16 protein-coding genes are annotated in these 12,557 nt (G+C 72.6%); 8 read left to right on the forward strand and 8 right to left on the reverse strand.

Features of this window, described 5'->3' with window-relative positions; translation table 11 throughout:
* Positions 1–19 precede the first annotated feature (19 nt).
* From GPA10_RS40560 to GPA10_RS40570, 3 genes are all read left to right on the forward strand, one after another.
* A complete protein-coding gene (locus GPA10_RS40560) occupies positions 20–1,078 on the forward strand; it encodes a GNAT family N-acetyltransferase (protein WP_157169785.1) in 1,059 nt (352 codons plus the stop codon).
* Between the two features lie 96 nt (positions 1,079–1,174).
* The gene (locus tag GPA10_RS40565) at positions 1,175–2,374 is read left to right on the forward strand and encodes a hypothetical protein (RefSeq protein ID WP_157169786.1); all 1,200 of its coding nucleotides are present in this window, start codon (positions 1,175–1,177) and stop codon (positions 2,372–2,374) included.
* 156 nt (positions 2,375–2,530) lie between these two features.
* Entirely contained in the window at positions 2,531–2,794 is a 264-nt protein-coding gene (locus tag GPA10_RS40570) for a GlsB/YeaQ/YmgE family stress response membrane protein (RefSeq protein ID WP_058847894.1), read from the forward strand.
* A gap of 177 nt (positions 2,795–2,971) precedes the next feature.
* Here GPA10_RS40570 and GPA10_RS40575 read toward each other — a convergent pair whose 3' ends face one another.
* Complete coding sequence (locus tag GPA10_RS40575) at positions 2,972–3,346, reverse strand: VOC family protein (protein WP_157169787.1); 375 nt, start codon at positions 3,344–3,346, stop codon at positions 2,972–2,974.
* 215 nt (positions 3,347–3,561) lie between these two features.
* On the opposite strand from GPA10_RS40575, the gene GPA10_RS40580 reads away from it, so the two are divergent.
* Together GPA10_RS40580 and GPA10_RS40585 are read left to right on the forward strand one after the other, a co-directional pair.
* Positions 3,562–3,930, forward strand: a complete 369-nt coding sequence (locus GPA10_RS40580) for an ANTAR domain-containing protein (RefSeq protein WP_157169788.1) — start codon at positions 3,562–3,564, stop codon at positions 3,928–3,930.
* A 46-nt stretch (positions 3,931–3,976) separates the two neighbouring features.
* A complete protein-coding gene (locus GPA10_RS40585) occupies positions 3,977–4,675 on the forward strand; it encodes an N-acyl homoserine lactonase family protein (RefSeq protein ID WP_058847897.1) in 699 nt (232 codons plus the stop codon).
* Positions 4,676–4,713: 38 nt separating this feature from the next.
* Here the strand turns inward: GPA10_RS40585 and GPA10_RS40590 are convergent, their stop codons facing one another.
* The 3 genes from GPA10_RS40590 to GPA10_RS40600 all read right to left on the reverse strand — a co-directional run bounded on the left by GPA10_RS40590 (position 4,714) and on the right by GPA10_RS40600 (position 7,115).
* Positions 4,714–5,346, reverse strand: coding sequence for a hypothetical protein (locus GPA10_RS40590; protein ID WP_157169789.1), 633 nt, complete (start codon positions 5,344–5,346; stop codon positions 4,714–4,716).
* Between the two features lie 201 nt (positions 5,347–5,547).
* Positions 5,548–6,030 carry a carboxymuconolactone decarboxylase family protein gene (locus tag GPA10_RS40595; protein ID WP_157169790.1) on the reverse strand — a complete coding sequence of 161 codons (483 nt, stop codon included), beginning with the start codon at positions 6,028–6,030 and terminating at the stop codon, positions 5,548–5,550.
* On the reverse strand, positions 6,027–7,115 hold the full coding sequence (locus GPA10_RS40600) for an NAD(P)H-dependent amine dehydrogenase family protein (RefSeq protein WP_157169791.1): 1,089 nt from the start codon (positions 7,113–7,115) through the stop codon (positions 6,027–6,029). The genes GPA10_RS40595 and GPA10_RS40600 overlap by 4 nt, the downstream gene beginning before the upstream one ends.
* A 470-nt stretch (positions 7,116–7,585) precedes the next feature.
* Between GPA10_RS40600 and GPA10_RS40605 the strand changes: the two genes are divergently transcribed.
* The 3 genes from GPA10_RS40605 to GPA10_RS40615 all read left to right on the forward strand — a co-directional run bounded on the left by GPA10_RS40605 (position 7,586) and on the right by GPA10_RS40615 (position 9,688).
* On the forward strand, positions 7,586–8,275 hold the full coding sequence (locus tag GPA10_RS40605) for a HemK2/MTQ2 family protein methyltransferase (RefSeq protein ID WP_343041880.1): 690 nt from the start codon (positions 7,586–7,588) through the stop codon (positions 8,273–8,275).
* Between the two features lie 181 nt (positions 8,276–8,456).
* The gene (locus GPA10_RS40610) at positions 8,457–8,660 is read left to right on the forward strand and encodes a CDGSH iron-sulfur domain-containing protein (protein WP_277819657.1); all 204 of its coding nucleotides are present in this window, start codon (positions 8,457–8,459) and stop codon (positions 8,658–8,660) included.
* The gene (locus tag GPA10_RS40615) at positions 8,657–9,688 is read left to right on the forward strand and encodes an iron-containing redox enzyme family protein (RefSeq protein WP_157169793.1); all 1,032 of its coding nucleotides are present in this window, start codon (positions 8,657–8,659) and stop codon (positions 9,686–9,688) included. Before GPA10_RS40610 ends, GPA10_RS40615 begins: the two co-directional genes overlap by 4 nt.
* A gap of 45 nt (positions 9,689–9,733) precedes the next feature.
* Here GPA10_RS40615 and GPA10_RS40620 read toward each other — a convergent pair whose 3' ends face one another.
* From GPA10_RS40620 to GPA10_RS40635, 4 genes are all read right to left on the reverse strand, one after another.
* Positions 9,734–10,060 (reverse strand): hypothetical protein, encoded by a 327-nt coding sequence (locus GPA10_RS40620; protein ID WP_058847904.1) that lies wholly within the window; start codon positions 10,058–10,060, stop codon positions 9,734–9,736.
* A gap of 74 nt (positions 10,061–10,134) precedes the next feature.
* The gene (locus GPA10_RS40625) at positions 10,135–10,935 is read right to left on the reverse strand and encodes a SigB/SigF/SigG family RNA polymerase sigma factor (RefSeq protein WP_157169794.1); all 801 of its coding nucleotides are present in this window, start codon (positions 10,933–10,935) and stop codon (positions 10,135–10,137) included.
* A gap of 253 nt (positions 10,936–11,188) precedes the next feature.
* Positions 11,189–11,407: a hypothetical protein gene (locus tag GPA10_RS40630; RefSeq protein WP_058847906.1), complete on the reverse strand. Its 219-nt coding sequence runs from the start codon at positions 11,405–11,407 to the stop codon at positions 11,189–11,191.
* Between the two features lie 221 nt (positions 11,408–11,628).
* A partial coding sequence (locus GPA10_RS40635; RefSeq protein WP_198351857.1) for an alpha amylase C-terminal domain-containing protein occupies positions 11,629–12,557 on the reverse strand: 929 nt, incomplete at its 5' end.

Raw genomic sequence — 12,557 nt, forward strand, 5'->3', positions numbered from 1 at the left:
CGGTGGACGGAAGGGCGACATGACGGGACCTGATGCCGGCACGGGCCTGGAGGCCGGGCCCCTGAGCAAGGACTGCGTCCCTGCCTGGCTCGAGCTGCTCGGAGCCGTGGAGCGCGCCGACCGCGCCGGTGAGCACATCGACGCCGAAGAGCTGAACGAGGCGCTCAGCGACCCCAAACTGGACCTGGAGCAGGACACCCTGGGCCTGTGGGAGGGGTCGCGTCTCGTCGCGTACGCCGTCGTCCACACCCCGCACGGCGCCCTCGACGTGGCGCGCTTCCAGGGCGACGCGGCGGTGCACCCCGAGCGGCGGCGGCGCGGCGTCGGCTCGCGGCTCGTCGCCTGGATGGAGGAGCGTGCGACCGCCCGGCACGCCGCCCTCCCGGACCTCTCCGCCCTGCCGGGCGAGCTGCTGCTCGACGGGCGGACGAAGGACGAGGGACTGCGGCATCTGGCCGAAGGGTGCGGCTACACGCCGTGCCGCTGGTGGTTCGAGATGAAGCACCCGCTGACCGGCGACGCCCCGCCGGCCCGCCCCGCGCCCGAGGGCACCCGTGTGGTCCCCTTCGACTCCGTGTACGACGAGGCCACACGCCTGGCCCACAACGACGCGTTCCGTGACCACTGGAACTTCGCCCCGTTCGACAGGACCGACTGGAACACCTGGGTCACCGGCGCGGGATCGTTCCGGCCCGCGATGTCACGGCTGCTCGTCACGGACACCGGTGGTCCGGGCGGCACGGCGCGGGACGGGGCGCGGGGCACGCCGCCGGTCGACGAGGTGGCGGCGTACCTCCTCGCGGAGGAGAGCGAGGCGGACACCGCCGCGACGGGCCGCAGGGACTGCCACGTCGGCTACCTCGGCACCCGCCGGGCCCACCGCGGCCGGGGCGCCGCCCCGGCCCTGCTGACGGAACTGCTGCGCGCGGCGCGCGCGGCCGGGTACGACACGGCGTCGCTGACCGTGGACACCGTCAACCCGTCCGGTGCCCTCGGGTTCTACGAGGGGGCGGGATTCGTGGTGGACCGCGAATCCGTCACGTACGCCCGGCCGTTGGGCACGGACCGCACGTCCTGATCCGGCACCCGCCTGTTTTGTCACACGCGGGGCTGGACCGGGGCGCCCTGCCGGTTCACCCTGGTCCCTCCTGTCCGCCGCGGAAGGGACCCAGCAGTGGAACGAAGACGATTCGTCGCAGGGACGGTCGGCGCGCTCTCGGGCATCGCCCTCGGCACGGGAGCGGCCGGGGCCGCCGTACCCGCCGCTCGTGCCCATGACCCGCGCGTCGGGGAGAAACAGCCCCGCGCCCAGGACCGGCCCGGTGCGGAGGACCTGCCCCGCGCCCAGGACTGGCGGGCGGTGCCGGCGCCCGGCAGCACACCGGCCGCGCAACTGCGGCACATCGCCGCCGCCGGACCCCGCCTCGCCTGGGCCGTCGGCGAGGAGGCCCGCTACGGATCCCGCGACGGCCGGGCCCTCGCCATGCTGTGGGACGGCCAGGCCTGGGCCAGGACCGATCTGGCGCATCTGCGCCACTCGCGGCTGCTCGGTGTGGCGGGCACCTGCGCCACCGCGGCCTGGAGCGTCGGCATGGCGGTCGGTACGGCGAGCCCCCTGCTGCGCTGGGACGGCGCCACCTGGCGCGAGAGCGCGTTCCCCGGCAGCGGCGAGCAGGGCGTCCGGCTGACCGCGGTGGCGGTCGGTGCCGACCGGCGGGTGTGGGCCGGCGGCAGCCGCGGCGGCTCCACCGCGCTGCTGCACGGCGACGGCAAGACCTGGCGGTGGCTCGACCCGCTGCCCGCGACGGGCGTCACCGTCCACCGGGTCGTGCCGCACCCCTCGGGTGACGTCTGGGTGGGCGGCGACCAGTCGATCGGAGGTGGCTGGGCGGGGTTCGTGGCGCGCTGGAACGGAGCGTGGACGGTCCTCCCCACCGTCAAGGGGACCCGCATGGCCGTCAGCGACCTGCACCCCGCCGCCGCGGACGACATCTGGGTGGTGGGCTCCGACCTCGGCGTCGGCGGGCCGCCGGGGCGCCCCGGCGCGGCCGTTCTGAGCCACTGGGACGGCAAGGCCTGGACCCGCGCGCAGTTCGGCTTCACCATCGGGGCGCTGACCGGTATCGCCGCCGACGACCAGGGCCGCGCCGCCTGGATCACCGGCTGGAACCACCAGGACCGGAGCCGCGGTACGTATCTGCGCCGGGACGGCAGCGCCTGGACCGTCGTCCGCGGACCGGCGGGCCCGGCCCCGGCGCCGTACCTCAACGACGTCACCCGCGTACCCGGCACCGCCACCTACTGGTCGGTGGGCATGACGCACGACAACCCGACGCCGCCGACCGAGGCGTACACCGAGCGCCTGGACGCCTGAACGCACCCGGTGAGCAGGCCCAACCGCAGGTCGTCGCGGTGTCCGCCGCCCGCCGGTCGCGCAGGACCGGCGACCGGTGGGGAGTATCCGGTCCGGCCGCGGGCACCCGGACGAGGACGGGGGGAGCAGGACAAACCACAGAACTCAGGGGAACTCATGGAGATCTCGGGCCTCATCAGTGCGATTCTCATCGGCGCGGTCATCGGGATACTCGGACGGCTCGTCGTTCCCGGACGCCAGCGCATCGGCGTCCTGTGGACCGTCGTGGTCGGCATCGTGGCGGCTCTGATCGGTACGGCCATCGCCTCCGGTCTGGGCGTCGCCGACACCGACGGCGTGGACTGGGGGGAGTGGCTCATCCAGATCGCCCTGGCCGCGCTCGGAGTGACCGCGCTGTCGCGGGTCAAGGTCCGTCGCTGAGGGGCCGGGCCGCACGCCCTGCCGTCGTCCCTCCGGCGCACCACCAGGGTTCGTGGCCCGCGTCCGGCTGTGCGCGCTCCCGGACACGGAGGCGCGCACAGCCGGACGCGGGCGGTTCCGGGCACGCTCAGCGGCGCCTCGGAACCGGATCATCAACAGGCATCAAGGCAACGGGCGTCAATGACTGCGCAGCGCGAAAGTGTGTCCTGCGGGGTCGGAGTACAGGCGTTTGTCCTCGCCGCCGTGCGGATTGGTGTCGACGGGGCGGGCGCCGCGCGTGATGATCTCGCGTTCGGCGGCGTCCATGTTCTCCGCGGAGACCAGGAGTTCCAGATGCGTCTGGTGGGCGTCGTCGGGCCGGGGCCAACTCGGGGGCGTGAAGCCCGTGTCCCGGCGGAAGCCCATCCTCGTACCGGACTCGCTGGTGACCTCGAACCGGTCCGACTGCGGATTGAACTCGCTCTGCCCGCCCAGCAACGCACGGTAGAACTCGGCCAGCTGCTCGGGCTCTGCGCAGTCGAGAACCACGATGCCGGCTTCGACGATGGTCATGGTCGCCCTCCTTCCGTCGTGGTGCCAGATTCTCCGGCTCGGTGAACCGGACTCGGATCGTGTACCCCGCCTGTTGCTCTTGAGCCGCCTGGCCATTCGATAGCCTGCGCGTGTCGTATCGACTTCGCAGGGCAGGTGGACCTCAGGAGCGGACTGCTCCAGTGTCCGCATGCCCGCCCGCATTGCTGTGCCCGTCGCCGTGGAGGTTCCCCCTGATGTTTGACACCCACCTCACGGAGCGGGGCGGCGACGGTTGCCGGACCGGTGAGGCGCTGGTGCGGGAGCTGGAGGAGGAGGTCAAGAAGTTGCGGTCGGCCCTGACGGCCAACGCGCCCGTCGACCAGGCGATCGGTGTGATCCTCGCGGTGGCGCAGACGACGGCGGCCGACGCGTGGGACGACCTGCGCGAGATGTCGATGCGCACCGGCGTCAGGCTGGGCGCCCTGGCGGAGCAGGTCGTCGAATGGGGGCGCACGGGCCTGCTGTCCGACGACATCCGGGCGGAGCTGGAGCGCCGGCTCACGGTGCGCAGCGCCGAACACCGGGCCCGCAGGCAGCCGACGCGGGGCATCCCGCCGCGATGAGGGACTCGGTGGGAGCCCCGGTGCGGGCGATGGTGAGAATGGCCGCATGGGACACAACATCGCGGTGCGCCGTCTCGACCTCGGGTACTTCGTCCGGCCCGCGTCGGAGGCGGGCGGCACGGAACCGCGCGTCGAACCGGCGCTCGCCTACCTGGTCCGTCACGAGCGGGGCCTGCTGCTCTTCGACACCGGGATAGGCCACGCCGACACCGGGACCGAAGCGCACTACCGCCCACGTCGCCGCCCGCTGGAGGAGGCCCTCGCGGCTGCGGGAGTCGCGCTCGACGACATCTCCCTGGTCGTGAACTGCCATCTGCACTTCGACCACTGCGGCGGCAACCCGCTCCTCGCGGGCAGGCCCGTCCTCGTCCAGGACGTCGAACTGGCCACCGCCCGCCGCGGGGACTACACCGTGGACGAACTGGTCGACTTCCCCGGCGCGGTCTACGACGAGCTGTCCGGGGAGAGCGAGCCCTGGCCGGGCGTACGGGTCGTGCCGACGCCTGGGCACACACCGGGGCACCAGTCGCTGGTCCTGCGCCAGGACGACGGTACCGTCGTCCTCGCCGGGCAGGCACACGACCTGGCCTCGGACTTCGCCTCCGCCCAACTGGCCCGCCGGGCCGCGCTCGACGGGGTGGAGCAGCCGCTGCCCGCCTACCGTCCGTGGCTCGACCGGCTGGCGGACTTCGACCCGCGGCGGGTCCTCTTCGCCCACGACTGCTCCGTCTGGGAGCCGTCCTGAACGGTCCCGGGCGCCGCCGCCCGGGACCGGACCAGGCCTCAGTACAGCTTCTTCACCGCCGTGGCCGTCGTCTTCTTGAAACCGGCGACCGGCGCGTCGGCGAAGCCTCCCATCTGGCCCCAGTGGACGAGCGTCACGGTGCTGCCGTCACGCCCCACCGAGTACAGGTTGATGTCGGAGGCGCCCCAGGAGGACTCGGTGTGGACTCCGTAGACGTGGGCGCCCTCCTCGGCGTCGACCTTGCCGTAGTACTTCTGCGACGCGGTGATGTCGGGGTACTGCTGCATCACCTTGTCCGCACAGGCGGCGAGGTTCTTGCGGAGCAGCTCGGCAAAGGTCTTGGCCCGCTCCTCGCTGCGCTCGACGACGGTCACCTGGAGGGCCCCGGTGTCGAGGTCCGTGCGGTAGGCGCGGTGCACGGAGATCGACGGCAGCACCTCACCCCCGCACATCGGCAGCGGGTCCGGCTGGCCCGACGTCACCGGGCCCGCGTGCCAGGCCGACGACGCGTGCGGCGGCAGCTCGGACGGCGCGAGGAAACGCGGCGTGCCGGAGGCGGCCGCGGCCGGGACGGTCCCGAGCGCGATGCCCGACGCCGCCATCGCGGCGGTCAGCGCCAGCAGCTTCACGTGCCGCCGCCCGGCCGTCCGTGCAGTCGTTCGTACAGTCATCTGTGTCATCTCCCCATATCGGTTCGTTCCGCCCGTGGTGCGTCCCGGCGGATCGAATCGCCCCCCAAGCGGCGACTCACGCTCCTTACGACCCGCGACACGGCGAACCCGTTGTCCTCACACGTGTCACGGCTTCGTTCTGCATGTCGCGGAATGGCAACGGCCGCTTGAGGCCGGGGAGTTCGCCCGCGCGGGTGGTACTCAGGTGTGCGTGGGGAGCGCGCAGACGCCGTCGATGCCCAGTACGTGGTTGAGTCTGCCGAACGCGAGCCAGGCGCCGATGCTCATGGTGAGTTCCACGATCTCCACCTGGCTGTAGTGCGCCGTCATCCGCGCCCAGAACGCGTCGTCGAGTCCGTGGTGGTCGAGGGCGTACCGCTCGGCGTACTCGGCGGCGAGCCGGGTCCGGTCGTCGAAGGCGCCGGTGGTGCGCCACGCGGTGACGGCGTCGGCGAACTCCGCCTCGACCTTCCGTCCGTCGCGTTCGGTGCGCCAGTCGAGGCAGAGGGCGCAGCCGTTGATCTGCGCGGTCCGCAGCCGCGCCGCCTCGAACTCGCGCAGCCCGAGGGTGGTGTGTTCATAGACCGCCAGGGAGAAGTTCGCGGCGGCGGCACCGATCCCGGGAACCATGTCGCCCCACACGTGACCGAGGGGGTCATGGCCGTCCGGAATGTCAATGATCATGAAATTGTCCTTCCCGGTGGGCCCAGTGCGCCCACGGCCGGGCGCAGCGGGACGTCGAGGGCGTCGTAGAGGCCGGGCTCGGCGGCCGCGAGCCAGTCGACGGCGCCCACAAGACGGCCGACGGCCGTGGCGTTGCCGCCCGCGGACCGGTTGTCGCCCTCGTCGGACGCCTCGATCGTGACCTCGATGCGCGGGCGGCCCTCGATCACCACCCGGTGCGCGCCGTCGCCGTCGGGCGGAGCGGGCCATTCGGGGGCGCAGGAGGCATGGATGCGTGTGATGTGCTCGATCACGATGCGGGGCTCGCCCGCGACGACGCCCTGCACCTCGAACCGCACCGCTCCCTGGGTGCCGGCCTCGAAGTGCCCCATCGTCCTGGTGTCGACCGTCGCCGTGAGCGCGCGGCGGTCCACCGTCTCGCGGATGTCGTCGAGTTCGGCGCCGAGCGCACGGGCCATCAGCCTTATCTGCCCGCCCCACACCATGGTCGGCACCGAGGGCGCGAGCATCGGCGGCGCGTAGTCGAGGGGGTGGCCCATGCCGATCAGGCCGCGGACCGCGTCCTCCTGGTCGTACGTGGAGTAGTCGAAGATCTCCTGGCAGCGGATCGCGTCCACGGCGGCGCCGAGCCCGCTGACCAGAAGCGGCAGCACGTCGTTCGCCCAGCCCGGGTCGACGCCGGACACGAACAGGGAGCCGCCGCCGTCCGCGATCGCGGCGAGTACCGGGTCCCGCAGTTCGGCCGGGGTGCTCAGCTTGTCGTGGAAGCCGTACAGCGAGGGCGTGACGACCACGCACCCGGCCCGCAGTGCCCGGGTGACGTCGGCGAGCGCGTCGTCGGGGCGGACGTCGCCGGACGCCGCGTACACGACGGCCCGCGGGCGGGCGGCGAGCACCGCGTCGAGGTCGGTGGTGGCCGCGACCCCGAGGTCCCGGCCGAGCCCGCAGAGCTCACCGGCGTCGCGGCCGACCTTGCCCGGACTGTGGACGACCACCGCCGTCAGCGTCAGCGCCGGATGAGCGGCCACGGCGCGGACGGCCGCGCGGCCCACGTTGCCCGTTCCCCAGACCACCGTGGAAATCATGCGCCGGAGGGTAACGGCGGCGCCTCGCACTTCCCAGGGGCGCGACCGCACATTCTCTGACGCGCTGTCAGGTGGTGACGTGCCCCGGGATCCGGTCCGCAGGTCGGCGGCGCGGACCCGCTCGGCTGTGATCGGCCCCGGTGGCCCCGCGACAGCCGGGGAAACGGGTGCGGCGGTACGGGACCTGTGACACGGGGCCATCCAGGTGTCGGCAGTGCAGACCTGGGCACTCAGTGACTGCATCGAGCACGGCCATGTGCATCCGCAAAGTCCCCGCTGAGTCACTTTCTGTGACGACGGGCGACTCGTGGACACCGAGCGACGGGAGATGCCGGATGAGCGCAGAGGCGTATTCGGGGGTGAGCGATGGGACGCACCCGGGGGTGAGCGAAGGAGTGCAGCCGGGGGTGAGCGAAGGAGCGCAGCCGGGGGTGAGGGCGGGAACGCCCCCGCGCCCGTACCCACGACCGGTGACGCACACGTGTACGCCGACCGGAGCCGCGCGCCTGGCGCGCCTCGTCACCCTCCCGGGCGTCTACGCGCCGCAGCACGACACCCGCCTCCTCACCCGCTGCCTGCGGCGGGAGGCCATCGACGAGGACACCGCCGTCGTGGACCTGGGCACCGGCTCCGGGGCGCTCGCCGTCGCGGCCGCCTCGCTGGGGGCGCGGGTGACCGCCGTCGACATATCCCGGCGCGCGGTCCTGACCGCCCGCTTCAACGCTCTGCGCAACGGCCTGACCGTCACCGTGCGCCGCGGCGATCTGACCGACACGCTCCCCGACGACTGCTGCGACCTCGTGGTCAGCAACCCGCCGTACGTGCCCGGCCCCTCCGCACGCCTCCCGCGCCACGGCGCGGCCCGCGCGTGGGACGCGGGAACCGAGGGCCGGGCGGTCGTGAACCGCGTCTGCGACGCGGTGCCCCGCGTGCTGCGTCCCGGAGGCGCCCTGCTCCTCGTGCACTCGGGCCTCTCCGGTGTTGCGGCGACGCTCGACCGGCTCGCCGGGAACGGCATGGAGGCCGGTGTCGTCGACCGCGCGTACGTCCCGTTCGGTCCCGTCCTGCGGTCCCGCAGGGCCTGGCTGCGCGACATGGGACTCATCGACGACACCGAGAACAGGGAGGAACTGGTGGTGATCCGTGCCGAACTCCGCTGAAGCCTCCCCCGACCCCGCTGAGGGCGTCCCCGACTGCGCTGAGGGCTCTCCCGACAGCGCTGGGGGCTCTCCCGAAAGTGCTGGAGGCTCACCCGACTGTGCTCAGGGCTCGCCCGCACTGCCCCGCGAGCACTCCGGCCGACGCCCTCGCCGGGTCACGGTCGACCACGAGGGCCCGCTCCTGATGGAGGGGCCGGTGGAAGTGGTCTGCGACGACGGCAGCGTCGCCGTGTCGCACCGCTTCACGGTCGCGCTCTGCACGTGCCGGCGCAGCCGCACCTACCCCTGGTGCGACACCAGCCACCGCCGCAGGTCACGCCCGGACACCTCCGACACCCCCCGCGCCGGTACAGGGGACCCCTCCGCCCAGGAGCCGCCGTCATGAGCACCGCGCGCGTCCACACCGAGCTACGGACCGAGCCGACGCCCCGCCGCAGCCCCGGCCTCCCCGACCCTCGCGGCGACCTGTCCGGCGCCGTCATCGACTCCCTGCGGCGTGCTGGTGACGGCTGCCTGCCGCAGGCGCCGGCCGACCGTACCGACCCGTACGGCGACGACCTCCAGCTCGCCCTCTACGTCCTCTACGAACTCCACTACCAGGGCTTCGCAGGCGTGGACGAGGAGCGGGAGTGGGATCCGGACCTGCTGACCCTGCGCCGCACGCTCGAACGGCGCTTCCTCGGGGCGCTGCGGGCCGACGCGACCCCTCCGGGCGGTGCCGAGGAGACGCTCGCGGAACTCCTGACCGAGCCTGTCGGGTACGACGCGACGAGCGTCAGCCACCATCTGCGACGCGACGGCGAACTCTGGCAGTTCCGTGAGTACGCGGCCCTGCGGTCCCTGTACCACCTCAAGGAGGCCGACCCGCACGCCTGGGTCCTTCCGCGGCTGCACGGGCGCGCCAAGGCCGCGATGGTGGCCGTCGAGTTCGACGAGTTCGGCGCCGGGCGTCCCGAGGACATCCACGCGCAGCTGTTCGCCGACCTCATGGTGGACCTCGGCCTGGACCCCTCGTACGGGCACCATCTCGACACCGCACCGGCCGAAGCCCTCGTGACCGTGAACCTGATGTCCCTGTTCGGGCTGCACCGGGCGCTGCGCGGGGCGCTCGTCGGGCACTTCGCCGCCGTGGAGACCACCTCCTCGCCCGGGTCCAGGCGCCTCGCGGCCGGCCTGCGGAGAGTCGGCGCGGGGGGTGCGGCGCAGCGGTTCTACGACGAGCACGTCGAGGCGGACGCCGTGCACGAGCAGGTCGTCCGCCGGGACGTCGTCGGCGGCCTGCTCGCCGCCGAGCCGCGGCTCGACGCCGACGTCGCCTTCGGCGCCCGCGCCACCGGTCTCGTCGAGGACCGCCTCGCGACACACCTCCTCACCGCCTGGCGCGCCGGCCGCACCGCCCTGCGCGCCCCATAGGGGCGGGACCCCGACTTCGCCGGTGAACGGTGAACGGTGAACCGGTCAGCGGCCGAGCGCCTGCTTGAGTTCCTTCTTGTTCATCGACGAGCGGCCCTCGATGTTCTTCTTCTTGGCCTCCTCGTACAACTGGTCACGAGTCGGCCCCTGGGCGCCGCTGTGGGAGCGCTCGCCGCCGCGCTGGGAGGCGGACTTCCGGTCCTGCGTGGAGGTCTTGCTCGCGGTCCTTGACTCCCCGGAGCGTGCGCGTTCCTTGTTGACGGTGCGGGCGGCGATCTCCTTGGCGCGCTTGGTGGAGGCGCCCCGGTCCTCGGCACTGTCCTTGATGTGCTCGTACTGTCGTTCCCGCTTCTTGCTGGATCCAGCAGGCATGGAGCAACCCTTCCGGTCGGTCGTTCGGTGGCTTCGGCAGTTGTCTGTGCCCCTGAGGGCAGTTGTCTGTGCCCCTAAGGGGCGACGCCCATCGCCTCGGCGCGTACCTGGCTGCAGGACTTGGTGATCAGCCGGGACACGTGCATCTGGGAGAGGCCGAGCTGTTCGGCGATGCCGCTCTGCGTCATGCCGCGGAAGAACCGCAGGTAGAGGATGGTCTGCTCACGCTCGGGCAGATGGCGCAGGCCTTCCCTCGCGGTCTGGCGGTCGATGACGAGGTCGTAGCCGGGGTCGGGGGCCCCCAGGGTGTCGGCGAGGTGGTACCCGTCGTCCGACGCGGTATGCATGTCGGCGTCCAGGGACAGGGACTGGTACGCGTCCAGGGCTTCGAGGCCGTCGTGCACCTCCTGCGTGGTCAGCCCGGTGTGCGCGGCCAACTGCGCGGCGGTGGGTTCGGGGCTGCCGGGGGTCTGGGTGAGTTCGCGGCGCGCGTAGCGGATGCGGTTGCGCAGCTCCTGTACGCGGCGGGGCACGCGGACGTCCCAGGTGTGGTCCCGGAAGTGGCGCCGCAGTTCGCCGGTGATGGTGGGCACGGCGTAGCTCTCGAAGGCGCCGCGTCCCGGCTCGTAGCGGTTGACGGCCTTGACCAGGCCCATGGCGGCGACCTGGCGGAGGTCGTCGAGGTTCTCACCGCGGTTGCGGAAGGTGTACGCGATGCGGTGGGCCATGGGCAGCCAGGCGGCGACGAGTTCCTCGCAGAGCAGCTCGCGCTCGAGCCCGGGGGGCAGCCCGGCCAGGTGCCGGAAGGCCCGCTCCGTCTCCGGTCGGTCGTGGTGAGCGCGCCGGGACGCGCCGGAGGAGGTGGTGCTCGGCATGGGGATCGCTCCTGGGCCGTGACGACGTGTGAGTGGTGCCGCGGCACGGCCTCGCGCGCGGCTCGGCAGGAGGTCGCGCGCCAAGCGGCTCTGCCGCTTCGCTGTCGCGCCTCCTGTCCGAAGCACGGTGATTCGCCTGCCTTTCCACTGTCCTCGCAAAAGCCCCGGTCCGCAGCTTGAGGCAGCCCATGTGGGTCCGTACGGTGCGGGCCCCGGCCACGGGTGCCGGTGTCCCCGGTGGCCGCGCGCCGGTTCAGTCCAGGCCGCGCACGATGTTGGCCTCGAAGACGTAGTCGTCTCTGTCGGCCGGTTCCGTGGCGGACGGCAGGGCGGGCACGCATGTGCGCACGGCTCCCGCGTCCTGCGCGGGGGACTCCGGGCCGGACGGGGCGCTCCGCGCCGCACGGCTGTGCGGCGGCTCCAGGAGCGTGGTCTTCGGCAGTTCCGGCGCGTGGGGTTCCGTGGCGGACATACGGCCTCCTCAGGTGTCGTTCTCCGGTCTCGTTCTCTCTGATGCCGTTCTCAGGTGTCGTTGTCGGGTGTCGTTGTCGGGTGCCGTTCTTGGGTGCCGTTCTTGGGTGCCGTTCTTGGGTGTCGCTTTCACATGTCGTCGGATACCGGGTGCCATGTACGGCACGGGTCATGCACGGAAGCGGCCCTCTTGTGCGGTGATGTGTCACGGCCCGCCTTGTGTCACACCGGACGCAGCCACACCGTCGCCAGCGGCGGCAGAGTCACCCGCAGCCAGCCGCCGGTGTCCTCGGGCTCCAGGACCCCGGTGTTGCGGACACCGCCACCGCCGTAGCACTCCGCGTCGGTGTTGAGGATCTCCTCCCAGGCGGAGACCGCGGCCGGTACCCGCAGCGGGTAGCCGTGCCGGACCACCGGGGAGAAGTGGCACACGACCAGCAGCGGCGTGCCGTCCTTGGCGAAGCGCAGGAACGCCACGACGTCGTCCTGCGCCGCGTCCACCGCGACCCAGGAGAAGCCCGCGGGCACCGTGTCCTGCTCCCAGAGGGCGGGCGCACACCGGTACCGGTCGTTGAGGTCCCGCACCAGCCGCCGCACGCCGTGGTGGTCCGCCCGCGCCGGGTGGGCCGCGTCGAGCAGCCCCCAGTCGAGGCCGCGCTCCTGCGACCACTCGGCGCCCTGCGCGAACTCCTGGCCCATGAAGAGCAGCTGTTTGCCGGGGTGCGCCCACATGTACGCCAGGTAGGCGCGGTGGTTGGCGCGCTGCTGCCACCAGTCGCCGGGCATCTTCGACACCAGGGACCGCTTGCCGTGCACCACCTCGTCGTGCGAGACCGGCAGCAGGTAGTTCTCGCTGTAGGCGTAGACCATCGAGAAGGTCAGCTCGCCGTGGTGGTACTGGCGGTGCACCGGTTCGTGCGCGAGGTACGCCAGCGAGTCGTGCGACCAGCCCATGTTCCACTTCATGCCGAACCCGAGACCGCCGGTGCCGCCGGGCCCGGCCTCGTGTGTGGCGCGGGTGACGCCGTCCCACGCTGTGGACTCCTCGGCGATGGTCACCACTCCGGGGCAGCGCCGGTAGACGGTGGCGTTCATCTCCTGGAGGAAGGCGACGGCGTCGAGGTTCTCCCGGCCGCCGTGTTCGTTGGGCG

It is taken from the genome of Streptomyces typhae (genome assembly GCF_009755605.1).
In the GTDB taxonomy this organism is placed as follows: Bacteria; Actinomycetota; Actinomycetes; order Streptomycetales; family Streptomycetaceae; genus Streptomyces; species Streptomyces typhae.